The organism is Streptomyces chengmaiensis (genome assembly GCF_029846775.1).
GTDB classification, from domain to species: Bacteria; Actinomycetota; Actinomycetes; order Streptomycetales; family Streptomycetaceae; genus Streptomyces; species Streptomyces chengmaiensis.
This window is the reverse complement of record NZ_JARWBG010000039.1, coordinates 26,630-49,281: the sequence shown is the minus strand read 5'-3', so window position 1 is coordinate 49,281 and position 22,652 is coordinate 26,630. Positions and strand designations below refer to the sequence as shown.

The window sequence follows — 22,652 nt, the reverse complement described above, 5'->3', positions numbered from 1 at the left end:
GGCTCCGTGTGCCTTCCCGGCAGTGCCGATCGATTCGCCGTGACGGCGCGTCAACGTTTCCGCCCGTCAACTGTGTTGTGACCCGACAGACCTCGGCGCAAACGGCGTACGGGGCAAACAGCCCGGGTATCACCGATTCGGGCAGGGGGACGACGCCATCTGCCCGGCATGTGCGAGGAGTTCGGGGATGACGCACTGGTATGACGGCCCCCTGGCCGCATTTGACACGGAGACGACGGGTGTGGACGTCGAGGAGGACCGCATCGTCTCGGCCGCGCTGGTCGTGCAGGACCTGGCGGGCGGGCAGCCGCGGACAACGCGGTGGCTGGTCGATCCGGGTGTGCCGGTGCCCGCGGAGGCGACCGAGGTGCACGGTCTGACGGAGGAGCATCTGCACCGCCACGGCCGGTGGCCCGCGCCGGTGATGGAGGAGATGGCGCGTGCGCTGGCCGAGCAGTGTGCGGCGGCGCGGCCGCTGGTGGTGATGAACGCTCCGTTCGATCTGACGCTTCTGGACCGCGAACTGCGTCGGCACCGGGCGTCGTCGCTGTGCCGCTATCTGGAGAACGTGCCGCTGTGCGTGCTGGATCCGCGGGTGCTGGACAAGCATCTGGACCGCTACCGCAAGGGACGTCGCACGCTTGCGGACCTGTGCGCGCACTACGAGGTGGAGTTGGCGGGGGCGCATGACGCGGCGGCGGACGCGACGGCGGCGCTTGAGGTCGTCCGGGCGGTGGGCCGGCGGTTCGCTTCGCGGCTGGAGCGGTTGTCGCCGGCCGAGCTGCATACGCTGCAGGCGGTGTGGCACGCGGCGCAGGCGCGCGGTCTGCAGGCGTGGTTCGCGCGCAGCGGGATGCCTGAGGAGTCGGTGGATCCGTCATGGCCGCTGCGGCCCGAACTGCCCGCGGCCGCCTGAGTCGTACGGCCGGGTGCGCAGAACGCACGAAGCCGGTCCGTCATTGACGGACCGGCCTGCTGCTGTGGGCGATACTGGGTTCGAACCAGTGACCTCTTCGGTGTGAACGAAGCGCTCTCCCGCTGAGCTAATCGCCCGGGAACGCACTGAACCATACAGGCTGCCGAGGCGTTCGTTCAAACTCCGCCCCTGCTGAGGAGGGCGGTGAGGCCGCGTCTGCCGCTGCGCATCATGGCGGCGTGGTTGGCGACGAAGAGCGGTCGGCAGGGCAGTGCGAGCAACCGCATGAGGGGTTTGCGGACGTCGACCTCCTGCTCGTACAGGGCCCGGGCGCCCGGACCGTGTGCGGTGACCGTCCAGCGCGCCCAGCCCTCCAGGTCGCCGTGCATGGCGATCTCCAGGACGCGGGCGTGCGGGTCCTTCCGGGTGGCGCTGGCGGTGACGCGCAGGTCGTACGGGAGGAGTGAGCGGAAGCGCGCGGCGCCGCTGTCGTCGCCGAGGCCGGTGACGGAGCGGACCTGGGGCCACCAGCGCGGATACTCCTCGGCACGCTCCAGTGCGGCGTAGACGGCGTCGGGCGGAGCGGGCAGCTGCCAGACGCTGCGGAAGCGGAAGTGGCTGAAGCGCATGGGGCAAGTGTGCGCCGTGATGGGGGTACTCAGACGGGACCTGAGTACCCGGGCGCATGACGGGCACTGTGGCGGGGGCCACACTGCGGCGCATGGAGAACGTACCGCCGCCGGCCGTCGAGCTGTCGACGCTCGACCGGGAGCTGGCGCGACTGGAGGCACGCCGGGCTCAGTTGCTGGCGCGCCGGGCGCAGCTGCTGAGCATGCCGTACGACGGGTTCGGGCCGCCTGCGGCCGTGCCCGTCAGGCGTCCTGCGACGGCCGTCGGGCCGCGGGGCGGGCCGGAGGCGACGCCGACGAGCGTCCAGAATGTGCTGTTGGCACTGGGCGGGGTGCTGCTCGCGGTCGCGGCGGTGGCGTTCACGCTGGTGAGCTGGGGGCGGCTGGGCATCGGCGGCCGCGGCGCGGTGCTGGGGCTGGTGACGGCGGCCGCGCTGGCGGCGCCCGCGGCGCTGCTGCGCCGACGGCTCGCGTCGACGGCGGAGTCGGTGGCCGCGATTGCGCTGGTGCTGACGGTGCTCGATGCGTATGCGCTGCACCGGGTGGTGTTCACGGGTGTGGAAGGGCGGGTGTTCTGGGCGCTCGCCGCCGCCGTGCTGGCGGCGGTGTGGGCGGCGTACGGCCTGGCGTTGGGGCGGCTGCGGGTTCCGCTGCCGGCGGCTGTGCTGGCCGTGCAGTGGCCGCCGCCGCTGTGGGCATGGTCCGCGGGGTCCGGGGGGCCGGCGCTGGAGTGGGCGCTGCTGGCGACGGCGGTCCTGGACGTCGTGCTCGCGGCGGGGGCCGGGAGGGCTGTTCCGTCCGCAGTGCGGGTGGTGGCCGCCGCCGGGGCGGGGCTGACGGGCTGCTGGGCGCTGCTGATCGCGGGCGTGCAGTCGGTGACGGCGGATTCCGCGACGGCTGCGGTCCTGCCGGGGGCGCTGCTGTTCACGGCCGCGGGGGTGCTGGTGTGGGCGGCCCGGCGGCTGCCCGGGGCGGCGGCGGGTCTGGCGGCCGGAGCGGGGCTGCTCGCGGTCGTGGGGGCCGGTGGCGTGGTGCGGGCGGCGACGCCCGACGGGTGGGCGGTTCTGGGGTACGCGCTGTGTGCGGCGGCGGTGTCGGGAGCCGTGCGGGCGGGGGCGCGGTCCGGTCGAGCGGGTCCGGTCGCGCAGGGGCTGTCGTATGCGGCGGTCTCGGTGGCCGGGGGCGCGGTCCTGTGCACCTTGCCGCTGCTGCTTGCGGGGGCTCTGCTGGGTCCGGCAGCACGGCTGGAGGGGGTCTGGTCGGGCCCGACGGCGGCCGCGTACTCGTCCGGGGGCCTGGTGCCGGCGGAGCCGGGCGGGCTGCCGGCGGTGCTGATCCTGCTGGCAGGTGCGGCGGTGCTGTGGCAGTGGCCGGGGGCGCCGGGCGGCCGGGCCGGTGGTGCGGCAGCGCTGGTGTGGAGCGCCGGGATGGTGCTGCCGGTCGGGCTCGGGGCCGGGGACGGCGCGGGGTTGGCCTGGGTGCTGGCGGTCACCTGCACGGTGGTCCTGGTGGCCGTGCGGGGTACGGGGTGGCCGGGGCTCGCCGAGGTCTCGACGGCGTGCGCGCTGGCGGGCGGCGCGAGCGCCGTTCTGGCGGGGCTGGCGACGCGGACGGCGACGTTCGCGGTGCTCGGGGTGCTTGTGGCGGTGTTCTGTCTGGGCGTGCTGTTTGCGCGCTCCGGGGCCGGACGGGCGGTGCAGGCGGTGTTCGCCTGTACGGCGACCGTGTGTGCGGCGGGTCTGGTGGGGGCGGGGGCGGCCGCGGCGGGCCTGGCGGCGCATCAGGCGGCCGTGGCGCTGCTTGCCGTGCCCGCGGCGGCGGCTCTGGCGGCTGCCCGGCTGGGGCGGCGCCCGGTGACCGTCCCGCTCGAGGTGACGGGGGCGGCGGCGGGGCTGACCGCGGTAGGACTCGCTGCCGGGGACGCGACGTGGCTGGGCGGGGTGCTGGCGCTCGGCGGGGTGATCGCCGGGGGGACGGCGCTGCGGGCGGAGCGCCGTCCGGGCGCCGGGTACGCCTCGGCGGCGCTGCTCACGGCGGCGACGTGGGCGTGGCTTGCGGCGGCGGACGTGACCGTGCCGGAGGCGTACACGGCGTCGGTGTCCGTCGCGGTGCTGGCCGTAGGGGTGCTGCGACGACGGGGCGACGCCGAGGCATCGTCCTGGTCCGCGTACGGACCGGGTCTCGCGGTGACGCTGGTTCCCAGCCTGGCGGCGGCCTGGGGCGAGGGGCACTGGCTGCGGCCGCTGCTGCTGGGGGTCGCGGCGCTGGCGGTCACCCTGGCCGGGGCGCGGCTGCGGCTGCAGGCTCCGCTGGTGCTGGGCGGCGCGGTGCTGGCCGCGGTCGCCCTGCACGAGTTGATGCCGTACGCGGTGCAGGCCGTGGGGGTGCTGCCGCGCTGGCTGCCGCCGGCTCTGGCGGGTCTGGCGCTGCTGGCCATGGGTGCGACGTACGAGCAGCGGCTGCGGGAGGCACGGAGGCTGCGGGATGCGCTCGGCCGGATGAGCTGACCTGGCGTCGGCGGGCGGGGACGCCGAAGGCCATGGAGACTCAGCGTCTCCATGGCCTTCGGTCCGGACAAGTGGGCGATACTGGGTTCGAACCAGTGACCTCTTCGGTGTGAACGAAGCGCTCTCCCGCTGAGCTAATCGCCCGGGCGCACCGCAAACATTACCCCATGTCAGCGGGTGCCTCCGACCACTTTCCGGTCACCAGTGCCCCTCCCGGCACGCTCTGCCGGGTCGCGGCACCAGCCCGGTCGCGGCACTAGCCGATGCCCCACGGCATGACGATGCCGAACTTCCACACATAGACCGCGAGCAGCGCCGCGGCGACGACCAGCCCCACGACGGTGAGAATGATGTTCCGCCGCCGGACCCTGGGGTCCAGGGCGCGGTGGGCGGCTTCGGTGACCTTGCGCTTGGTCCAGCGGAGCACGATCTGCGCCCAGACGAACTCGGTGGCCCAGATCGCCATGCCCGCGAAGATCACCAGCCAGCCGGGGCCCGGCAGCACCAGCATCGCGGCGCCGGCTCCCACGACGGCGAGACCGACGACGAACACGCCGACCTGCCAGCTCACATGGAGGGTCCTGGAGCGCTGGATGAACTCCGGCGCCCGCGAGCCCAGCTGCGGTTCCTCCTCGGCCGTCGATTCCGCCGCCTCGGCGACCCCCTTGTGAGCGGTCTCCTCCCGACCGCCGTGGACCGAGGCCGTCACGTCCCCCGTCGCGGGCTGTGAGGCCGTCGCCGCGACGCCCTTCCCCCGCTCGTCACTCTCCGCGCTCATAGTGCCAAACCTACCGGATCGATCGACTTCACTGGAATGGCCGTATATCACAAACCAGTCCAGGCCCGTATGAGCGACTTGAAGAAACACAAAACGGTCAGAGGGGTTTACATCGCCACCGTAGGTGGCATGTCGATTTCGCCGACGTGCGAATCCCCGAGCGCACACTGAGCGAAAGGCCCTGGCGCTTATGAACACCACGGTCAGCTGCGAGCTGCACCTGCGCCTCGTAGTTTCGAGCGAGTCTTCACTGCCTGTACCCGCGGGCCTGCGGTATGACACGGCCGACCCCTATGCCGTGCATGCCACCTTCCACACCGGAGCCGAGGAGACGGTCGAGTGGGTGTTCGCCCGCGACCTTCTCGCCGAGGGTCTGCACCGGCCCACCGGCACCGGCGACGTCCGGGTCTGGCCGTCCCGCAGCCATGGCCAGGGCGTCGTCTGCATCGCACTCAGCTCCCCGGAGGGCGAGGCGCTGCTCGAGGCCCCGGCGCGGGCCCTGGAGTCGTTCCTGAAGCGGACGGACGCGGCCGTGCCGCCCGGCACCGAGCATCGCCACTTCGACCTGGACACGGAGCTGTCACACATCCTGGCCGAGAGCTGAGCCAGGCCGAGCGCCGCACGGCGCCGTCTTACTCGGGGAGACGGCGCCGCGCACACAGAGTCATATACGCCGGACGCCGACGCCGTCACCGCCCGCATTCCCGCCGCGGTCACGGCGTCGGTGCGCGTCTGCGCGAACCGCTAGAGTCAGCGCAATTCGACGGGCACCCGCCCGAAGCCGGCCAGGGAGCGAATCGTGCTGATCCCCCACGACACCCGTATCGCCCTCGACGCTGTCGTCGATCTGGTGAACACCGAACCCGCGGACGACAGGGACGAGGCGCTGCCGGACGTCGCAGCGCTGTACGCGTTCGCGGACCGGCACAGCATGAGCGGCGTGGGAACGCTCGGCCCCAAGGACCTGCAGGCCGTGCACGGTGCGCGGAGGCAGTTCGCCGGGATCTTCGCCGCGCCGGACAGCCGGACCGCGGCCGGACTGATCAACGAGCTGGTGGCGGCCGCGGGCACCACCCCGCAGCTGACCGACCACGACGGCTACGACTGGCATGTGCACTACTTCGCGCCGGGTGCGTCGATCGCCGACCATCTCGCCGCCGACTGCGGGATGGCCCTGGCCTTCTTCGTCGTCGCGGGCGAGCGGGACCGGCTGCGCCGCTGCGAGGCGCCCGACTGCGGCCGCGCCTTCGTCGATCTGTCGCGCAACCGCTCGCGCCGCTACTGCGACAGCCGCACCTGCGGCAACCGGCTGCATGTCGCCGCGTACCGGGCGCGCCGCCGGGAAGCGGCGCGCTGACCTCCGGCGACGACGCCTGACGGCTCGGGGTCCGCTCACAGCAGGAAGAGATCGTGGACGGCGGCCATGAGCAGCAGAAAGCCGATCACTCCGAGGAAGATCATCAGCGGCGGCTGGGAGAGGGCGAACAGGCAGCCTCGCGGCTGCTGGTCCGGCTGGGTCGGTGCGGGGGAATCGCCCCGGGTGGTCTCGAGCATCTCGGGGCCGATGATGACGCAGCGCACGCTCCGGTGATCACGTAACACGCACTGGAGGATGGTGAGTTCACCACTTCCCCCACGGCGTGTCCCGACCTGTGAGATCTTGGTCGGTTCACCGACGGCGGGGGACTCGTAGGCCGCGGCATGGTCACCCGCCGTCGGCCCTGCGTCGGCCCTGCGTCGGCCTCAGATGCCGTGCTTCTTCAGGATCGCCTCGATGTCGCTGAAGTCGTCTCCGTCGCCGGCGGCCTTGGACTTCGAGGGCTGCGCTCCCTTCGCGGGCTTCGCCGGCTTCGTCTGCCGACCGGCCGCGGGACCGCCGGCCCCGAGGGACGGCTGCGAGGCCCCGGGCTCCAATGCCGCGCTCTCCTTGCGAGCGCCCATCGAGCGCCGCTCGACGGCCCGAGTGGTCATGAACAGCAGCCAGGCGCCGCCGAGCAGGCCGAAGCCGACCCATGCCGTCGGGCTGAAGGCGGTGTCGACGGCCCACTCCACCGCGCCCGTCAGCACCAGCCCGATGGGCACCAGCGAGTAGGCGGTGATCCGGGCCGCGGCGAGGAAGCGTTTGCGATAGGCCGTGATCGCGGCGATGCCCAGGCCCGCCGCGGACACCGCGGAACAAATGGTCTCGGCAAGCATCCGGTCCTCCAGGCTCGGCGGCATGAGCGGGTACGTCCCCTTCCATCCTGCACCGTGCGGCCGCCTGGGGGCCATGGCCCCTGGACGACCTCAGGGAGATCTCCGGGACGGCCTCCTCCCCAGGTCCCGGTTCCGGTCGACGGGCTGGAAGACTGGCCCCATGAACGACTCCACTGCCGCGCAGCCCGCGCCCCGCCCGATCCTCGAGGTCTGGTGCGAGCTCCAGTGCCCCGACTGCCGGACCGCCCTGACGGATCTGCGTGCCCTGCGTGCCCGCTACGGCGACCGGCTGGAGCTGCGGCTGCGGCACTTCCCCCTGGAGAAGCACAAGCACGCCTTCGCCGCGGCCCAGGCCGCCGAGGAGGCCGCCGTGCAGGGGCAGGGCTGGCCGTACGCGGAGGCGGTGCTGGAGCGGATCGCGGAGCTGGACGCCGAAGGCGAGCGGTTCCTGGTACGCCTGGCGGGGGAAATGGGCCTGGACGCCGAGGAGTTCGACACGGCGCTGATCGACGGCCGGCACATTCTGATCGTGGACGCCGACCAGGCGGAGGGCAAGGCCATCGGGGTCACGGGAACCCCGACCTATGTGGTCGACGGCCGGCGGCTGGACGGCGGCAAGAGCCAGGAGGGGCTGCGGGAGCGCGTCGAGGAGATCGCCGACCGGCTGCTCGCCGCGTCCTGACGCCGCGTCCTCCGGCGGCGGGCCGCCTCTCGACGAAGGCGGTCCGCGCGGGACGCCAAGGCCCCTCAGCGCTGCGCGGGACGTGCCGCGATCAGCCGTCGAGCGGATGCCGGCGCGTCCTGGCCGGTCGCGCCCACACGGCGGAGCCGCGTACCGATACAGCCCGCGCGCTCGGGGGCTCCCCCACCATTGCCGCCCCGCGCCCTTCGAGGCTCCCCCACCGTTGCCGCCCCCGCGCCCTTCGAGGCTCCCCCACCGTTGCCGCCCCCGCGCCCCTCGGGGCTCCCCCACCGCGGTCAGAGGAGCGGCTTGGCAGCGTTGACGGCCGTGACCCGGTAGCCGAGCGACTCGTACAGCCGGACCGCCGGAGTGTTGGCGGCGAACACATGGAGCCCTACGAGGCCCAGCCCGGCGTCCCGCGCGATGTGCTCGGCCAGCAGCATCAGGGAGCGCCCGTGCCCCTGCCCTCGGTGTGCCGCCCGGACCTCGACGTCGTACACATACACACCCTGTTCGCCCGGAAGGACCTCGGTCCGGCCGGCGAACAGAGTGCCCAGGCGCTCCTCGCCGCGGCTCAGCACACGCAGCCAGGTCCCGGGTGTGGCGAGACCCTGCGGAAGTGCTCCTTCGTGGTCGGCCGTCGACTTGGCACGGGCCTGCTGGGGGCTGAGGCCGCGGTCGGCCCAGCTCTGCGCATAGGCCGCGACGGCCGCCTGACGCCACGGCTCGAACTCCGCCTCGCTCATGGGGCGGGCGGCCGTTCCCGGGGGCAGCGGCGGCGGGCCGGCCGACACCTGCTTGACCATGTTGCGGCTGCGCTCGACGTAGCCGAGGGCCGTGCTCAGCCGCAGCGCGGCGGTCGCCTCGGGCGGCACGGAGACGACCACCTGGCGGCAGTCCCAGGCGCGCAGCACCTCTTCGGCGGCGAGCGCGGCGACCGTGCCGCGGCCGCGCCGCCGGTCGGCCTCGTCGATGGTGAGGGAGCGGATGGTTCCGGTCGTGGGGCCCAGGGAGCGGTGGGTGGCGAGTTCGACGGCGCCGACGGGGCGGCCGTTGACGCAGACCTCGTAGGCCCGCGAGCGGCCGCCCGCAGCCTCGTGCTGGATCGGCCCGGTCGGCCGCAGGGTCGTGGTCATCAGGGGAGTTCTACCGGTCCTGCGGCCGCCCGTCACCACGTTTGCGCGAACATGCCCCCGCGGTCAGCGCGCCAGGGGGTCCCAGTCCGCGGCCGCGCGCTCCTCGAAGATCCGCATGGCCTTGGCGGTGACCGGTCCCGGCGCTGTGCCGAGGGGGCGCCCGTCGACGCCCACGACGGCCTGGACGTCGCGCAGGGTCGAGGTCAGAAAGACCTCCTCCGCCCGGTCCAGCGCGTCGAAGGGCAGATCGGTCTCCCTGGCCCCGGTCCACTCCACGGTCAGGGCGCGGGTGATTCCGGCCAGGCAGCCGCTGGCGACGGGCGGGGTGTGCAGCTCGCCGTCGAGGACGACGAAGACATTGGAGCCGGTGCCCTCGCAGAGCTGCCCGACCGTGTTGGCGAACAGGGCCTCGGAGGCGCCCTGCTCCAGCGCCCTGGCGAGAGCGACGACGTTCTCCGCGTACGAGGTGGTCTTCAGGCCTGCCAGGGCGCCGCGTTCGTTGCGCGTCCAGGGCACGGTGATCGCGGAGGTGGTGTCGGGCCTGCGCGGTGTCTCACCGAGGGCGACGACGAGCGTGGGGCCGGCGGCGCCGCGGTCGGAGCCGAGCGGAGAGGTGCCTCCGGTGTAGGTGATGCGCAGCCGTCCCAGCTCCATCGGATTGGCTTCCAGGACGGCGGCGCAGGCGCTGCGCACCTCGTCGGCGTCGGGCTCGGGCAGCCCGAGGCCCCGGGCCGAGCGGGCCAGCCGGTCGAGGTGGCGGGTGAGCGCGAAGGGCCGGCCGCGGACGGCCTTGACCGTTTCGAAGATGCCGTCGCCCACGGTCAGCCCGTGGTCGAGTACGGAGACCAGCGCGTCGTCCGCGTCCCTGAGCCCGCCATTGACCCACAGCTTCATCCGGCCGTCCTTCCGATCGCCTCGTACGCTCCCGACGCTACCGCGAGCAGCCGGTCCGCCTTCAGTTCGGTCTCCTGCCACTCCCGCTCGGGGTCGGAGCCCCAGGTGATCCCGGCGCCGGTGCCGAAGCGCAGCATGCCCTGCGGGCGGTCGATCCAGAAGGTCCTTATGCCGACGGCGAGCTCCGCGCGGCCTTTGTCGGCGTCCACCCAGCCGATGCCGCCGCAGTACGGGCCGCGGGGCGCGGTCTCCAGGGCTTCGATGATCCGCAGTGCGCTGGACTTGGGCGCGCCGGTCACGGAGCCCGGCGGGAAGGTGGCGGAGAGCAGCTCGCGCCAGCCGGCGGCGGGGGCGAGCTCGCCGCGCACGGTGGAGACCAGATGCACCAGTCCGGGGTGCGGTTCCACGGCGCACAGGTCGGGGACGGTGACGGTGCCGGTGGCGCAGACCCGGCCCAGGTCGTTGCGGACCAGGTCGACGATCATCACGTTCTCGGCGTGGTCCTTGTCCAGCAGGTCCTCCGCGGTGCGGCCGGTGCCCTTGATGGGTCCTGACTCGACGGTGCGGCCGGTGCGGCGCAGATACAGCTCGGGCGAGGCGGTGGCGATCTCGACGCCGTGGGCGGGCAGCCTGATCGTTCCTGCGTACGGGGCCGGGTTGCCGCGGGCCAGCAGGGCGGTGAGCGCGTCGACGTCGGCGTCCGCGGGGTCCGGCAGGGGCGCGGACAGGACCCGGCAGAGGTTGGCCTGATACACGTCCCCGGCCGCGATGTGCTCGCGGATACGGCGTACTCCCGCCGTGTACGCGGCGCGGTCGAGCGATGACGCCCAGTCGTCTACGGCGGGGCCGCGCCAACGCCCCGGGGCGGGCTCCGGCACCGCTTCGAGGCGTACGTCTCCGAAGCGGGCGCAGGTCAGACGGCCTTCGAAGTCTGCGGCGACGGCCCAGAAGCCGGTGGAGTCAAGGGCTTCCGGGTCGCTGGTGACATCGCGCAGATCAGAGGCGACGATACGGCCGAAGCGGGCCAGCGGGGCAAGGTCGTACACGTCTGCGAGTGTATGGCGGGCGGGGGAAAGGCGCGGATCAGCCGCTCCGGCTTGCACACACCTCAGCACGCTGCGGAAACGCGTTTTTGTGCTGGCCCAGGAATCCGCTAGAGTTCAACACGTCGCCGGGACGCGGAAGCGGACCGGAAACGACAGGCGGACGTGGCTCAGTTGGTAGAGCATCACCTTGCCAAGGTGAGGGTCGCGAGTTCGAATCTCGTCGTCCGCTCGAAGTGGGGGATCATTCCCGGGCCCCTACGCTCCGGGTGGAGTGGCCGAGAGGCGAGGCAACGGCCTGCAAAGCCGTCTACACGGGTTCAAATCCCGTCTCCACCTCCAAGGACGATTAGCTCAGCGGGAGAGCGCTTCCCTGACACGGAAGAGGTCACTGGTTCAATCCCAGTATCGTCCACTGGACCTGCACAGGTCCCCCGCGCGATTAGCTCAGCGGGAGAGCGCTTCCCTGACACGGAAGAGGTCACTGGTTCAATCCCAGTATCGTCCACTGGACCTGCACAGGTCCCCCGCGCGATTAGCTCAGCGGGAGAGCGCTTCCCTGACACGGAAGAGGTCACTGGTTCAATCCCAGTATCGCGCACGCAGTGCCCGCAGCCGGTCGGCTGCGGTCCCGAGGACGATTAGCTCAGCGGGAGAGCGCTTCCCTGACACGGAAGAGGTCACTGGTTCAATCCCAGTATCGTCCACCACCCGGAACCCCGGTCGCGTTCGGCGACCGGGGTTCTCTCGTAGCGGGCCTCAGGAGGAGAAGAGCATCCGGCCGAAGCCCTTCTTGCGGTAGTGCCCGTGGTGGCCGTGGTGGCCGCCGTGCGGGGCGCCCCAGGCGGGGGCCGGGGCCGCGGGGTAGCTCTGTGCTGCGGGCGGCGGGGGCGGGGCCTGCTGCTGCCACTGCGCCTCCAGACGGGTCAGCGACTCCAGCTCCCCGTAGTCGAGGAAGATGCCGCGGCAGCCGCTGCACTGTTCGATCTGGACGCCGCTGCGGTTGTACGTGTGCATGGGTGCATGGCACTTGGGACACTGCATGCTCTGCTCAGCTCCTCGCCGGTCGGTCGACGTCGCGGGACTCCTGCCCCATGACGAGGAGTTCAGCCTACGGGGCGGGGTCGCACGCCAACTCGGGCGGGAGGGCGGCGATCCGCACACAGGCGTCGAGCACGAGTTGTTCCACCTCGTCCGGTTCGCGGCGCTCTGCGGCCGCTTTGGCCAGAGCGAGCGCGGCCGTCTGGACGGTCAGCGCACGGGCGGGGACGTCCAGCCGGGGCCAGGGGTCGGCCGATGCCCCGGCGGGCACCGCGGGCCCCTGCGCGGAGCGGTACGCGCCGAGGAACCGCCGCCAGACGTGCGGGGGCAGCAGCCCCGCGGCATACCAGGCCGCGGGGCGGGCGAGGTCCCAGGCGGGGTCGCCGAGACCCAGGTCGTCGACGTCGATCAGCAGCCAGCGGCCCTGTGGCGCGGGGTGGCGCACCAGCTGGCCGAGATGCAGATCCCCGTGGCAGAGGGAGCCGCCGAGGGGCGGCGGCGCCTCTCCGCGCGCCCAGGCGGGCAGTCGCAGCCAGGCCCGGCGGACCGCGTCGGCGGCGGGGTGCGCGGCGGCGGCGCCTTCCATCCGGGCCACGGCCAGGGCGGCCTTGGCCGGTCCGCGCATGGCGGGCAGGGGCCCGGGCAGGCCCGGCAGGTCCGCTGCGGCGATGCGGTGCAGCCGGGCGAGCAGGGCCGCGGCCTGTTCCCAGGGGGCGGCGTCGGGGTCGCCCGGGTCGACCGGCAGTCCGTACGGCCAGGCGCTGACGGGCCTGCCGTGCAAGAGCGGGCCGGTGGCGGGGAGCGGCGGCAGGAGGACTCCGGCGAGCCGGGGGTGGGCGGCGACGGCGAGCCGGGTGCGGTGGGCGTCCGGGTCGGTGTCGGGGGCATGCGCCTTGGCGACGACCGTGTCATGGCGGACCACGGTCCCGTCGTCCCGCTCCGCAAGCACGTGCGCCGCCTGTCGGCAGGCATGGCACGGTTGCCGCCGGGAGGGGACGCGGTCGGGGGCGTGGGCCACGGACTGGGCGACGCCGGCGAGCAGGGGCACGACGGATGCGGACGCGGCGGGGGCAGACGCACCTGGTGCGGCGGATGCGGTCATGGTCTCCCCCTCCGGGCGTCGTCCCAGCACGTCATGAGCATGATCGTCGGCGCGGCGCCGGCGCGGCGTCCGTACGGACCTTACGCCCGAGGGAGGGGCGCGGGAGCCGCGCCCCCAGCGGGGCCGGGATATCCGGCCCCGCCTGCGATTGAGGCGTGGAGCGTGAGGTCTGGAGCGGGCTCCGGTTCGGGCAGGGGCGGGCCGGGGCGCAGCCGACCCCGTACCCCGGACGGCGCGATGGCCGGACAGCGCGATGGCCGGTCAGCTCCCCAGCTGACCGGCCCACCGCTGCCGTCCGCCGCACCCCCGTCCCCACGGGGCTGTTGGCCGGATGTCCCCGGCCCGGACCGCTCTTCCGGGCCCGGGGCGCCGCTCAGCGCCCCAGCATCACGCCCACGGACGACGCCTGTGCGACCACCGCGTCCCAGCCGCCGAAGACGACCACCAGCAGGGCTGCCAGCGGCAGCACCATGGCCGTTGCGACGAGGGGGTGGCGCGTGCCGGACGGACGGCCGCCGAACGCGGCGAGCGCCCTGCGTTCCTGCGTGCGGATCAGTGTCCGCGGAGCCGTGTCCGCCATGGTCCTCTCCTGTCGTGGTCGGCAGCGGCGGGCGTCCGACCTCGGGGGACGAGTGCTTGCGCCCGCCGCTTGACCTCAACACTAGGGAAACCGGCCGGGCCGGACGTCATGCCCGCGTACCGATTGCCGGGCCTCCCGGAGGATGACCCGTGCGTTCGCCGTGTACTCCCCTGGGTGGAGACGGGGACGTGCGCCTGAGGGTCTTCCCTGAAGGGTCGCGCCGGGCGGGCGCTCAGGTGAGTTCGATCACGCGCCCCGCAATCGCCGGCGCCGGGCCGGGTGCGCGGCTCAACTGCGCGGCGGCGAACGAGCATTGACTCCCTTCGGGTGGACCGGGCGGCGGTCCTCCCGCCGGTCGGCGGCGACATTCCGAACCGGCGGGAAGGCGCGGCCTATGAGCACACCGGGGCGGGGGTACGTAAGCTGTGCCACGTTGAAAACGGACGACGGGGCAGCACGGTGGGGCCTTCCACCACACATAGGGGACGGACATGGCGATGATGCGGCTCCGGCGCGAGGACCCGCGTGTCGTCGGCTCGTTCAGGCTGCACCGGCGGCTGGGCGCGGGCGGAATGGGCGTGGTCTATCTGGGCTCCGACCGCCGTGGCCAGCGGGTCGCCCTGAAGGTGATCCGGCCGGATCTGGCGGAGGATCAGGAGTTCCGGTCGCGTTTCGCACGCGAGGTCTCCGCGGCGCGGCGTATCCGGGGCGGCTGCACGGCCCGTCTGGTGGCCGCGGACCTGGAGGCGGAGCGCCCCTGGTTCGCCACCCAGTACGTCCCGGGCCCGTCCCTCCACGACAAGGTGGCCGAGGAGGGCCCGCTGCCGGCGGCCGAGGTGGCCGCGATCGGGGCGGCGCTCTCGGAGGGCTTGGTGGCGGTGCATGAGGCCGGTGTCGTCCACCGGGATCTGAAGCCCTCCAACATCCTCCTCTCCCCCAAGGGCCCGAGGATCATCGACTTCGGCATCGCCTGGGCGACCGGCGCGAGCACGCTGACGCATGTGGGCACCGCGGTCGGCTCCCCCGGGTTCCTCGCGCCCGAACAGGTGCGGGGAGCCGCGGTCACGCCGGCCACCGACGTGTTCTCGCTCGGTGCGACGCTGGCGTACGCGGGCACGGGGGACTCCCCTTTCGGGCACGGCAGTTCGGAGGTCATGCTCTACCGGGTGGTGCACGAGGAACCGCAGCTGCACGGGGTTCCCGACGCCCTGGCCCCGCTGGTGAGGGCCTGTCTGGCCAAGAGCCCGGAGGAACGGCCCAGCACGCTCCAGCTGTCGATGCGGCTGAAGGAGATCGCGGCCAGGGAGGCGCAGGGGCTGTCCGAGGCGCGGCCGCCCGCGCAGCGCAGCCGTGGCAGGGAGCGGGAGCGCGACCGGGAGAGGGAGCGTGTCGGGCCCGACCGGGCCACAGCCCGGTACACCGAACGTGCCGAGCGGCGTACCGGGGGCACGCCGGTGCCGCGTCCGCAGCCGCCGCGTACGACGGGGCGCAACGCCGCCCCGTCCGGCAGCCCCATGGTGTCCCGCCCGTCCCGTACGAACGGCCGGCCGGGCCGGACCGGGGCGCCCGTCAGGACCACCTCCACAGGCCGGCGGCCGGCCAATCCACGGCTGCTGCGGCAGCGGCTCGTCGTGTTCGTCGTGGTGACGCTGATCGTGGCGCTGGGGATCGCCCTGGCGCAGCAGCTCTGATGCGCTGCGCCGGCCGGGCGCGGCTCAGTTCAGCGGCCGGCCGGCGGCCACCGCGTAGAAGGCGACCGCGGCCGCGGCCCCCACGTTGAGCGAGTCGACGCCGTGCGCCATCGGGATGCGTACCCACTCGTCGGCGGCGACCAGAGCCTGTGTGGACAGTCCGTCCCCCTCCGCGCCCAGCATCAGCGCGACGCGCTCCAGCCGGTGCGGGGCGGCCTCGTCGATGGCGGCGGCCTTCTCGTCCGGGGTGAGGGCGAGCAGTGTGAAGCCGGCCTCCCGCACCGGCTCCAGGCCCTTGGGCCAGGAGTCGAGCCGCGCGTACGGGACCGAGAAGACGGCGCCCATGGAGACCTTCACGGAGCGGCGGTAGAGGGGATCGGCGCAGTCGGGCGAGAGCAGCACCGCGTCCATGCCGAGGGCCGCGGCGCTGCGGAAGATCGCCCCTATGTTGGTGTGGTCGTTGACCGACTCCATGACGGCCACGCGCCGCGCGGTGCGCAGCAGCTCGTCCGCCGCGGGCAGCGGCTTGCGCTGCATGGAGGCGAGCGCGCCGCGGTGTACGTGGTACCCGGTGACGCGTTCGGCGAGCTCCGGGCTCACCGCGTACACGGGCGCCGGGAGCTCGTCGATCACATCGCGCATGACGTCGACCCATTTGGCCGACAGCAGCATCGACCGCATCTCGTAGCCGGCGTCCTTGGCTCGCCTGATGACCTTCTCGCCCTCCGCGATGAACAGCCCTTCGGCGGGCTCGCGCCTGCGGCGCAGCTCGACGTCGGTGAGGCCGGTGTAGTCACGCAGACGCGGGTCGTCGGGGTCCTCGACGGTGATGAGATCGGCCACGGGGTGATACTGCCCTTTCAGTGCTGCGGCGCCAACGGGTGTGGTCACTCGGGCCGGTTCGGCGCGTCGGCGCCGACGCCGACGGTGACGACGTCGCCGACCACGATGACGGCCGGCGGCCGTACGTCCCGCGTTCTGACGGTCTCCGCAACGGTGGCGAGCGTCGCGTCGACGCGGCGCTGGGCGGCCGTCGTGCCCTCCTGGATCATCGCCAGGGGCGTGGCCGGGTCCTTGCCGTGCGCGATGAGCGCCGCGGCGATCGCACCGATCTTGTCGACCGCCATCATCAGGACCAGAGTGCCGCGCAGCTTGGCCAAGGCCTGCCAGTCGACGAGGGAACGCGGGTCGTCCGGGGCGACATGGCCGCTGACCACGGTGAACTCATGGGCCACGCCGCGATGTGTGACGGAGATGCCGGCGGCGCCGGGCACGGAGATCGAGCTGGAGATGCCGGGAACGACGGTGCAGCCGATGCCGTGCTCGGCGAGGGCCTGGGCCTCCTCCATGCCGCGGCCGAAGACGAAGGGGTCGCCGCCCTTGAGGCGGACGACCGCCTTGCCTGCCTTGGCGTGCTCGATGAGCGCGTTGTTGATGGCCTCCTGGGCCATGAAACGGCCGTACGGGATCTTCGCGGCGTCGATCACCTCGACGTGCGGGGGGAGTTCGTCGAGGAGGTCGCGCGGGCCGAGGCGGTCGGCGATCACGACGTCCGCCTCGGCGAGGAGCCGGCGGCCGCGGACGGTGATCAGGTCCGGGTCGCCGGGGCCGCCGCCGACGAGTGCGACGCCGGGCGTCCGCTCGCGGTGGTGGGGCGCGGCGAGCGTGCCGTCGCGCAGGCCCTCGACGATGGCGTCGCGCACCGCGGCGGAGCGGCGCGGGTCACGCCCGGTGAGGACCGCGACGGTCACGCCCTCGGAGCGGCCGGTGGCCGGGGTCCAGGCGGTGGCCGCGTTCGCGTCGTCGGAGCGTACGCACCAGGTGCGGGTGCGTTCGGCTTCGGCGGAGGCAAGGCGGTTGGCCGCGGGGTCGGAGGTCGCGATGAGGGCGTACCAGGTGTCGGCGAGGTCGCCCTCCCGGTAGCGCCGCCGCTCCCAGCGGACCTCACCGGCCTCGGCCATGGCCTCGACGGAGGGTGTCGCGGACGGTGAGACGAGGACGATGTCCGCCCCGGCGGCGATCAGGGCGGGGAGGCGGCGCTGGGCGACCTGGCCGCCGCCCAGGACCACGACGCGCCGCCCGGAGAGGCGGAGTCCTACGGGGTAGGCGGGGTGCGGCTCGGCTGGGTCGGCGTACTGAGCGTGCTCCACGTGCTCGGCCATGGCGGTGCGTGCTCCTCGTGCGGGACGGGCGGGCCGCTGCGGCGGTGAAGCGGCTGGTGGGCGGGGTGGCAGACCCCGTCGCCCCACCTTACGGTGCGGGTGCCGCATCCGGGCCCCGGGCATCCGAGAAGACGCCGGCCGCGGGCCGGGGACTTCTCCGGCACCCCGAAGGGGAAGGGTGGGGGGACCGTTCCGGCGCCCCGAGCGGCGCGAGTCGGCGGTCTTCCGTGGGCGGCGGCGGGGCTGCCCCCTGCCAAGGGGGTGCGGGGCAGCCCCGCACCCCGGGTGGCGGCCTACTTCTCGGTGACGCCCGCCGAGTCAAACGTCGCCACCTCGTGCATCGCGCGCGCCGCGCTCTGCACGAGGGGCAGGGCCAGCAGCGCGCCCGTCCCCTCGCCGAGGCGGAGGTCGAGGTCGACGAGGGGGCGCAGGCCGAGCTTGTTGAGGGCGGCGACGTGGCCGGGCTCCGCGCTGCGGTGACCCGCGATGCAGGCCGCGAGGGCCTCGGGTGCGATCGCCCGGGCCACCAGCGCCGCCGCCCCCGCGCTCACCCCGTCCAGGACGACCGGCGTCCGCAGCGACGCACCGCCCAGGATGAAGCCGACCAGTGCCGCGTGCTCCAGTCCGCCCACCGCCGCGAGGACTCCGACGGGGTCCGCGGGGTCGGGGGCGTGGAGTTCCAGCGCACGGCGGACGACGTCGACCTTGCGGGCGAGCATCTCGTCGTTGATGCCGGTGCCCCGGCCGGTGATCTCGCTGGGGTCCATGCCCGTGTAGACCGCGATGAGCGATGCGGACGCGGTGGTGTTGGCGATGCCCATCTCACCGGTGAGCAGGGCCTTGTTGCCCGCCGCCACCAGGTCCCGCGCCGTCTCGATGCCCACCACCATCGCCGCGTGGACCTCTTCGCGGCCGAGCGCGGGCCCGTTGGTGAAGTCCGCGGTGCCGGGACGGACCTTCCGGGGCAGCAGGCCCGGCGTCGCGGGCAGGTCCCCGGCCACGCCCACGTCGACGACGCAGACCTCCGCGCCCACCTGGTTGGCGAACGCGTTGCACACCGCCCCTCCGCCGAGGAAGTTGGCGACCATCTGGGCCGTGACCTCCTGGGGCCACGCGGTCACGCCCTGGGCGTGCACCCCGTGATCGCCGGCGAAGATCGCGACGGCTGCGGGCTCCGGGATCGGCGGCGGGCACATCCGGGACAGACCGCTGAGCTGCGCGGAGATGATCTCCAGCATGCCCAGCGCCCCGGCCGGCTTGGTCATCCGCTTCTGCCGCTCCCACGCTTCGCCGAGCGCCTTGGCGTCCAGCGGGCGGATGTTGCCGACCGTCTCCTGGAGCAGATCGTGCGGCTCCTCGCCCGGCAGGGCGCGCCGGCCGTAGGTCTCCTCGTGGACGACCCACGACAGCGGGCGTCGCTTGGACCAGCCGGCCTGCATCAGCTCCGGCTCCTCAGGGAACTCGTCGACGTATCCGACGCACAGGTACGCGACGACCTCGAGGTGCTCCGGCAGGCCGAGCGCCCGGACCATCTCACGCTCGTCGAAGAAGCTGACCCAGCCCACGCCGAGGCCCTCCGCGCGGGCGGCGAGCCACAGGTTCTCGACCGCGAGGGCGGAGGAGTAGGGGGCCATCTGCGGCTGGGTGTGCCGGCCGAGGGTGTGGCGGCCGCCGCGGGTCGGGTCGGCGGTGACGACGATGTTGACGGGCGTGTCGAGGATGGCCTCGATCTTCAGTTCCTTGAACTGCTTGGCGCGGCCCTTCGGCAGCGACTTCGCGTACGCCTCACGCTGCCGCTGGGCCAGCTCGTGCATGGTGCGGCGGGTCTCGGCGGAGCGGATGACCACGAAGTCCCAGGGCTGGGAGTGGCCGACGCTGGGCGCGGTGTGGGCCGCTTCGAGGACGCGCAGCAGCACCTCGTGCGGGATCGGGTCGGAGCGGAAGCCGTTGCGGATGTCGCGGCGCTCGCGCATCACACGCAGCACCGCCTCGCGCTCGGCGTCGGCGTAGCCGGGCGCGGGCCCGTTCTCCGGGGCGGGAGCGGCGGCCGGGGCGGTTTCGGGGTCCGCGGGGGCTTCTCGTTCCTCCGGGGCCGGTGCCCCGTCGGCGGTCCCGGTCGGCTGCGCGGTCCCGGTCGGCTGCGCGGCCTCGTGCTGCTGCACCGGCTCGGCCTGCTGCACCGGCTCCGTCTGCCGCTCGGGGTCGGGTTCGGGCTGCGGTGCCGGCTCCAGGATTGCCGCGTCCGCTGCTTCCACTGCTTCCGGTGCTTCCGGAGCGAGCGGCTCCTGCTCGGCTGCCGGCTTGGTCGCCGGCTCGGCCTGCGGCGCGACGGGCTCCGGAGCGGACCTCGCAGGCTCTGCCGGCGGCTCGACCGAACGCGGCGCGGGCACGACGGCGGCCGGTGCGGGCTGATGGCCTGGCTCCATCGTCGCCGGTGAGACGACTGTTTCTGCCGGTGCGGCAGTGGATGTGGGCTGCCCGTGTGACTCGGGTGACTGAGGGGACAGAGGGGTCATGGGGGGCTGCGGGTTCCACGGGATGCCCGCCTGCGGCGGGATCTCGCCGAGCTGGGGTCCCGGAAGGACGGCTGCCGCCTCCTCGCCCGGCACGTCGAGGTATTCGAGCCCGGGGGCCGCCGCGGGCACCTGGTGGCCCACGGTGACCTGCACCGGCTCCGACGCCGCTGGCTGCTCCGGCTCAGCCGCCGCCGACGGGGCGGGCGCCGGCTCGGCACCGGTCGCCTCCGCCACAGCCGACTGCACGGGCAGCGGCTCGGCGGGCTGCGGCGAGGTCTGCGGCGCGCCCGCGGGACCGCGGTCGGCGAGGGAGCGCACGACGCCGCTCGTCGGCTCGGGGACGGGCGGGCCCATGTGCAGGGGACGGCGGGCGGACTGCGACGGCGACGGCGACGGCGCGGCCATGGCGGCGGGCGGGACGCGTACGCCCCCGAGGTCCACGGAGCCCGAGTCCCGGCCGCCCATCTCGTGTGCGCCGGGCACATGCTCGTCCGCCGCGGGTGCGACGGGCGTCGCGGGCTCCTGCGGCGCGGCGGCGTGCTCAGTGGCTTCGTACGGCGGGACCGGCTCGGCGGTCTGGGTTGCGGGTTCCTGGTGCGCGACCGGTTCCGGCACCACCGGCTGCTCTGCGGGGACGGCTTCCTGCACGGCGGGTTCCGGCGGAGCGGGAGCGGCGGCGGGAGCCTGCGCCGGCTCCGGAGCCACGACCTGCGGCGGGAGCGGCGCCTGGGCGGCGATCTGCTCCCGGGCGGCGGCCGTCGGCTCGGAGCCGGGCGCGGGCTCCTGCGGGTCCGCGGCTTCCGGAACGGCGGCCGCCGGCGCCGCTGCGGCGGCTTCCGGAACCGCCTGCTGCTCCCGCTGTGCCGGCAAGGGCGCCTGCGCGTGGGCGGCGTCCGGCGTGTGGGCGGCGTCCTGCGCGGGTACGGGCGCGGGCACGGCGGCGGGGGTGTGCACGGGCTGCGGCGCGACCGGCTGCGGGTCGCTCCATGCCCCCGCCGAGCCGGGCATCAGCAGCAGATCGTCCTCGTCGGCGTTGTCGGAGGCGTCAAGGAAGGTGTACACACCCGGAGCGGGGACGCCCGGCTGCTCCACCAGCCTTGCGTTCTCCGGCAGCCCCTCGCCCGGGACCTGGCCGGTGTCAGTCATGCGTACCCCTCGCCCATCGCTTGTGATCCTTCGCCTGTGGCCCGGGGCGTCGCGCCGCGGCGCACCCCGCGCCCGTCAACAAGAACGAGCGGGTGCGCCACGCGGCACGATGGCCCCGGCAGCAAGCATTGTCGCGGCCGATCGCCCCTGCGGCAGGCAGTTCCGCAGCGGTTCGGTGTGGGCTGCGCCACGTCGCGCTCCCCCCGGTTCCGACGTACCACAACCGGAGCCCAATGCGGCCCCTTTTTCCGGACATTGGTGAACCAATCGCCGAACGCCCGGCTGCGGTACGACGATCGGCCAGCCTACCCCGCGCCGTCCGTCCGCGGGGTCACAGGGCGCGGTCGGGCTGCCGGGGAGCGGCCCTGCCGGAGAGCAGGAAGACGACGCAGCGGTCGCGCTCCGCCCAGTCGGCGGTGTCGAGTTCGACGGACTGGAGCAGCGCGCACTCGACGGTGTAGCCGCCGGCGGCCAGAGCCGCTCCGACGGCCTCGGCCTCGTCGCGGGTGGTGGCATGGGTGACGATGCGGTCGGGGCGGCGCTCGGCGCAGGCGGTGACCACGGCGACGCCGCCGCCTCCGATCCGTACGACGTCCGGTTCCGGCAGCCGTTCGAGCACGTGCGGGGCGTGGCCGTGCACCGTCTGGAGCTGTACGCCGAAGCGGCGGGCGGCGGCCTCGGTCCTGCCGCAGGCGGCGGGGTCGGCGTCGACGGCGATCACCGCTGCGCCGAAGCGGGCGGCCTCCACGGCCAGTGCGCCGCTGCCGCAGCCGATGTCCCACACGAGGTCGCCGTAGCGCGGTCCAAGGCGGGCCAGCTGTGCGGCGCGCAGTTCGGGGGCGTCGCCCGGGCTCCCGCCGGGCCCGTCGCCGTCACCGTCCCCGTACTCCTCGGGGGAGAGCGCCCAGCCGCGCACCGGGGGCGGGTAGCCCAGGTCGCGTCCCATGGCCCAGCCGCCCGCGCCGTTGCCGGGCGGTGTGCCGCCGCCGCCCGCGCCGCCGATGACGATCACCACGTTGGGGTCGCTCCAGACATGGTCGGCGGCCTTGTCGGAGGTGAGGACGGTGACCTGCTCGCGTTCCGTGCCGAGTTCCTCGCAGATGACGAAGGTGCGGTGCACTCCGTCGAGGAGGAGGGCGAGCTCCGCGGGGCCGGCTCCGGGCGAGGTGAGCACGGCGACCTTGCCGTGGGCCCGGCAGACGTTGACTGCACGGCGCAGCGTGCGGGCGTGGGCGACGACGATCTGGGCGTCGTCCCAGGGCATTCCGGCGCGGGCGAAGGCCGCGGCGACCGAGGAGACGGCGGGCACCACCTCGACTTCCAGTCCGTACTCCGGCGCATGCAGGGTGCGGACGACTCCGAAGAAGCCGGGGTCTCCGTCGGCGAGGACGACCGCGGTGCCGCGGTGGCCGGCGATCCGCCGGGCGGCGAGGCCGACGCTGCCGAGGCGGATGCGTTCCGCGTCGCCGGGCACCTCGGGGAGGGCAAGGTGATGGGCGGCTCCGGCCACGAGGGTGGCGGCGGAGAGGGCGGAGACGGCTGCCGCGGTGAGGGGCGAGCCGTCCCAGCCGATCACCGTGACCCGGTCGGCCATCGTCGTCAGTCTCCTGGTGTCGTCGCAGGTGGTGAGGCG

Annotated in this window: 20 protein-coding genes and 8 tRNA genes; 12 read left to right on the top strand and 16 right to left on the bottom strand. The window is 74.0% G+C overall.

All coding sequences use genetic code 11. From position 1 onward, the window contains the following. The first annotated feature begins 187 nt into the window (after window positions 1-187). Window positions 188-916: a 3'-5' exonuclease gene (locus tag QCN29_RS26640; RefSeq protein WP_279931320.1), complete on the top strand. Its 729-nt coding sequence runs from the start codon at window positions 188-190 to the stop codon at window positions 914-916. A gap of 65 nt (window positions 917-981) precedes the next feature. On the opposite strand, the gene QCN29_RS26635 is transcribed toward QCN29_RS26640, so the two are convergent. Further along, window positions 982-1,053: transfer RNA gene (locus tag QCN29_RS26635), tRNA-Val, on the bottom strand. 39 nt (window positions 1,054-1,092) lie between these two features. Next, window positions 1,093-1,545 (bottom strand): SRPBCC family protein, encoded by a 453-nt coding sequence (locus QCN29_RS26630; protein ID WP_279931318.1) that lies wholly within the window; start codon window positions 1,543-1,545, stop codon window positions 1,093-1,095. 92 nt (window positions 1,546-1,637) lie between these two features. On the opposite strand from QCN29_RS26630, the gene QCN29_RS26625 reads away from it, so the two are divergent. Then, a complete protein-coding gene (locus QCN29_RS26625; protein ID WP_279931317.1) occupies window positions 1,638-4,052 on the top strand; it encodes an SCO7613 C-terminal domain-containing membrane protein in 2,415 nt (804 codons plus the stop codon). Between the two features lie 72 nt (window positions 4,053-4,124). On the opposite strand, the gene QCN29_RS26620 is transcribed toward QCN29_RS26625, so the two are convergent. Together QCN29_RS26620 and QCN29_RS26615 are read right to left on the bottom strand one after the other, a co-directional pair. Continuing rightward, a tRNA-Val gene (locus QCN29_RS26620) sits at window positions 4,125-4,196 on the bottom strand. A 112-nt stretch (window positions 4,197-4,308) separates the two neighbouring features. After that, complete coding sequence (locus QCN29_RS26615) at window positions 4,309-4,830, bottom strand: TIGR02611 family protein (RefSeq protein ID WP_279931316.1); 522 nt, start codon at window positions 4,828-4,830, stop codon at window positions 4,309-4,311. Between the two features lie 190 nt (window positions 4,831-5,020). Between QCN29_RS26615 and QCN29_RS26610 the strand changes: the two genes are divergently transcribed. Continuing rightward, window positions 5,021-5,434: an SsgA family sporulation/cell division regulator gene (locus QCN29_RS26610; RefSeq protein ID WP_003959770.1), complete on the top strand. Its 414-nt coding sequence runs from the start codon at window positions 5,021-5,023 to the stop codon at window positions 5,432-5,434. Between the two features lie 195 nt (window positions 5,435-5,629). Further along, entirely contained in the window at window positions 5,630-6,187 is a 558-nt protein-coding gene (locus QCN29_RS26605) for a CGNR zinc finger domain-containing protein (RefSeq protein WP_279931314.1), read from the top strand. A gap of 35 nt (window positions 6,188-6,222) precedes the next feature. On the opposite strand, the gene QCN29_RS26600 is transcribed toward QCN29_RS26605, so the two are convergent. Together QCN29_RS26600 and QCN29_RS26595 are read right to left on the bottom strand one after the other, a co-directional pair. Continuing rightward, window positions 6,223-6,432 carry a hypothetical protein gene (locus QCN29_RS26600; protein WP_279931337.1) on the bottom strand — a complete coding sequence of 70 codons (210 nt, stop codon included), beginning with the start codon at window positions 6,430-6,432 and terminating at the stop codon, window positions 6,223-6,225. 141 nt (window positions 6,433-6,573) lie between these two features. Then, the gene (locus QCN29_RS26595; protein ID WP_279931333.1) at window positions 6,574-7,026 is read right to left on the bottom strand and encodes a hypothetical protein; all 453 of its coding nucleotides are present in this window, start codon (window positions 7,024-7,026) and stop codon (window positions 6,574-6,576) included. 160 nt (window positions 7,027-7,186) lie between these two features. Here QCN29_RS26595 and QCN29_RS26590 point away from each other — a divergent pair, with 160 nt between their 5' ends. After that, a complete protein-coding gene (locus QCN29_RS26590) occupies window positions 7,187-7,708 on the top strand; it encodes a DsbA family protein (protein WP_240137295.1) in 522 nt (173 codons plus the stop codon). Window positions 7,709-8,004: 296 nt separating this feature from the next. On the opposite strand, the gene QCN29_RS26585 is transcribed toward QCN29_RS26590, so the two are convergent. The 3 genes from QCN29_RS26585 to QCN29_RS26575 form a co-directional block, all read right to left on the bottom strand. Beyond that, window positions 8,005-8,844 carry a GNAT family N-acetyltransferase gene (locus QCN29_RS26585; RefSeq protein ID WP_279931311.1) on the bottom strand — a complete coding sequence of 280 codons (840 nt, stop codon included), beginning with the start codon at window positions 8,842-8,844 and terminating at the stop codon, window positions 8,005-8,007. 63 nt (window positions 8,845-8,907) lie between these two features. Continuing rightward, entirely contained in the window at window positions 8,908-9,738 is an 831-nt protein-coding gene (locus tag QCN29_RS26580) for an aminotransferase class IV (RefSeq protein ID WP_279931309.1), read from the bottom strand. Continuing rightward, window positions 9,735-10,784 carry a chorismate-binding protein gene (locus tag QCN29_RS26575; protein WP_279931308.1) on the bottom strand — a complete coding sequence of 350 codons (1,050 nt, stop codon included), beginning with the start codon at window positions 10,782-10,784 and terminating at the stop codon, window positions 9,735-9,737. Before QCN29_RS26575 ends, QCN29_RS26580 begins: the two co-directional genes overlap by 4 nt. 156 nt (window positions 10,785-10,940) lie before the next feature. On the opposite strand from QCN29_RS26575, the gene QCN29_RS26570 reads away from it, so the two are divergent. From QCN29_RS26570 to QCN29_RS26545, 6 genes are all read left to right on the top strand, one after another. Then, window positions 10,941-11,013: transfer RNA gene (locus QCN29_RS26570), tRNA-Gly, on the top strand. 36 nt (window positions 11,014-11,049) lie between these two features. Further along, window positions 11,050-11,123 (top strand) — tRNA-Cys (locus tag QCN29_RS26565). A gap of 1 nt (window position 11,124) precedes the next feature. Next, window positions 11,125-11,196, top strand: a tRNA-Val gene (locus QCN29_RS26560). A gap of 24 nt (window positions 11,197-11,220) precedes the next feature. Then, window positions 11,221-11,289: transfer RNA gene (locus QCN29_RS26555), tRNA-Val, on the top strand. Between the two features lie 21 nt (window positions 11,290-11,310). Continuing rightward, window positions 11,311-11,382 (top strand) — tRNA-Val (locus QCN29_RS26550). A gap of 34 nt (window positions 11,383-11,416) precedes the next feature. Continuing rightward, a tRNA-Val gene (locus QCN29_RS26545) sits at window positions 11,417-11,491 on the top strand. A 49-nt stretch (window positions 11,492-11,540) separates the two neighbouring features. On the opposite strand, the gene QCN29_RS26540 is transcribed toward QCN29_RS26545, so the two are convergent. The 3 genes from QCN29_RS26540 to QCN29_RS26530 all read right to left on the bottom strand — a co-directional run bounded on the left by QCN29_RS26540 (window position 11,541) and on the right by QCN29_RS26530 (window position 13,504). Beyond that, a complete protein-coding gene (locus QCN29_RS26540) occupies window positions 11,541-11,825 on the bottom strand; it encodes a TFIIB-type zinc ribbon-containing protein (protein ID WP_240137299.1) in 285 nt (94 codons plus the stop codon). 67 nt (window positions 11,826-11,892) lie between these two features. Then, window positions 11,893-12,924: a phosphotransferase family protein gene (locus QCN29_RS26535; RefSeq protein WP_279931305.1), complete on the bottom strand. Its 1,032-nt coding sequence runs from the start codon at window positions 12,922-12,924 to the stop codon at window positions 11,893-11,895. Window positions 12,925-13,297: 373 nt separating this feature from the next. Then, window positions 13,298-13,504, bottom strand: a complete 207-nt coding sequence (locus tag QCN29_RS26530) for a hypothetical protein (protein WP_240137301.1) — start codon at window positions 13,502-13,504, stop codon at window positions 13,298-13,300. Between the two features lie 491 nt (window positions 13,505-13,995). On the opposite strand from QCN29_RS26530, the gene QCN29_RS26525 reads away from it, so the two are divergent. Further along, window positions 13,996-15,195 (top strand): serine/threonine-protein kinase, encoded by a 1,200-nt coding sequence (locus QCN29_RS26525; RefSeq protein WP_279931304.1) that lies wholly within the window; start codon window positions 13,996-13,998, stop codon window positions 15,193-15,195. Window positions 15,196-15,219: 24 nt separating this feature from the next. Here QCN29_RS26525 and QCN29_RS26520 read toward each other — a convergent pair whose 3' ends face one another. From QCN29_RS26520 to cbiE, 4 genes are all read right to left on the bottom strand, one after another. Beyond that, window positions 15,220-16,038, bottom strand: coding sequence for a TrmH family RNA methyltransferase (locus tag QCN29_RS26520; protein ID WP_279931303.1), 819 nt, complete (start codon window positions 16,036-16,038; stop codon window positions 15,220-15,222). 44 nt (window positions 16,039-16,082) lie between these two features. Beyond that, window positions 16,083-17,357 carry a uroporphyrinogen-III C-methyltransferase gene (gene cobA, locus QCN29_RS26515; RefSeq protein ID WP_279931302.1) on the bottom strand — a complete coding sequence of 425 codons (1,275 nt, stop codon included), beginning with the start codon at window positions 17,355-17,357 and terminating at the stop codon, window positions 16,083-16,085. A gap of 293 nt (window positions 17,358-17,650) precedes the next feature. Further along, a complete protein-coding gene (cobT, locus tag QCN29_RS26510) occupies window positions 17,651-21,019 on the bottom strand; it encodes a nicotinate-nucleotide--dimethylbenzimidazole phosphoribosyltransferase (RefSeq protein WP_279931300.1) in 3,369 nt (1,122 codons plus the stop codon). A gap of 331 nt (window positions 21,020-21,350) precedes the next feature. After that, window positions 21,351-22,613, bottom strand: coding sequence for a precorrin-6y C5,15-methyltransferase (decarboxylating) subunit CbiE (gene cbiE / locus QCN29_RS26505; RefSeq protein ID WP_279931299.1), 1,263 nt, complete (start codon window positions 22,611-22,613; stop codon window positions 21,351-21,353). Between the last annotated feature and the right edge of the window lie 39 nt (window positions 22,614-22,652).

What these genes read in the sequence shown, in the direction of transcription:
- QCN29_RS26640 (WP_279931320.1), top strand. Translation starts at nt 188, where the DNA reads ATGACGCACTGGTATGACGGCCCCCTGGCCGCATTTGACACGGAGACG.
- QCN29_RS26630 (WP_279931318.1), bottom strand. Translation starts at nt 1,545, where the DNA reads ATGCGCTTCAGCCACTTCCGCTTCCGCAGCGTCTGGCAGCTGCCCGCT.
- QCN29_RS26625 (WP_279931317.1), top strand. Translation starts at nt 1,638, where the DNA reads ATGGAGAACGTACCGCCGCCGGCCGTCGAGCTGTCGACGCTCGACCGG.
- QCN29_RS26615 (WP_279931316.1), bottom strand. Translation starts at nt 4,830, where the DNA reads ATGAGCGCGGAGAGTGACGAGCGGGGGAAGGGCGTCGCGGCGACGGCC.
- QCN29_RS26610 (WP_003959770.1), top strand. Translation starts at nt 5,021, where the DNA reads ATGAACACCACGGTCAGCTGCGAGCTGCACCTGCGCCTCGTAGTTTCG.
- QCN29_RS26595 (WP_279931333.1), bottom strand. Translation starts at nt 7,026, where the DNA reads ATGCTTGCCGAGACCATTTGTTCCGCGGTGTCCGCGGCGGGCCTGGGC.
- QCN29_RS26590 (WP_240137295.1), top strand. Translation starts at nt 7,187, where the DNA reads ATGAACGACTCCACTGCCGCGCAGCCCGCGCCCCGCCCGATCCTCGAG.
- QCN29_RS26585 (WP_279931311.1), bottom strand. Translation starts at nt 8,844, where the DNA reads ATGACCACGACCCTGCGGCCGACCGGGCCGATCCAGCACGAGGCTGCG.
- QCN29_RS26580 (WP_279931309.1), bottom strand. Translation starts at nt 9,738, where the DNA reads ATGAAGCTGTGGGTCAATGGCGGGCTCAGGGACGCGGACGACGCGCTG.
- QCN29_RS26540 (WP_240137299.1), bottom strand. Translation starts at nt 11,825, where the DNA reads ATGCAGTGTCCCAAGTGCCATGCACCCATGCACACGTACAACCGCAGC.
- QCN29_RS26535 (WP_279931305.1), bottom strand. Translation starts at nt 12,924, where the DNA reads ATGACCGCATCCGCCGCACCAGGTGCGTCTGCCCCCGCCGCGTCCGCA.
- QCN29_RS26530 (WP_240137301.1), bottom strand. Translation starts at nt 13,504, where the DNA reads ATGGCGGACACGGCTCCGCGGACACTGATCCGCACGCAGGAACGCAGG.
- QCN29_RS26525 (WP_279931304.1), top strand. Translation starts at nt 13,996, where the DNA reads ATGGCGATGATGCGGCTCCGGCGCGAGGACCCGCGTGTCGTCGGCTCG.
- cobA (WP_279931302.1), bottom strand. Translation starts at nt 17,357, where the DNA reads ATGGCCGAGCACGTGGAGCACGCTCAGTACGCCGACCCAGCCGAGCCG.
- cobT (WP_279931300.1), bottom strand. Translation starts at nt 21,019, where the DNA reads ATGACTGACACCGGCCAGGTCCCGGGCGAGGGGCTGCCGGAGAACGCA.
- cbiE (WP_279931299.1), bottom strand. Translation starts at nt 22,613, where the DNA reads ATGGCCGACCGGGTCACGGTGATCGGCTGGGACGGCTCGCCCCTCACC.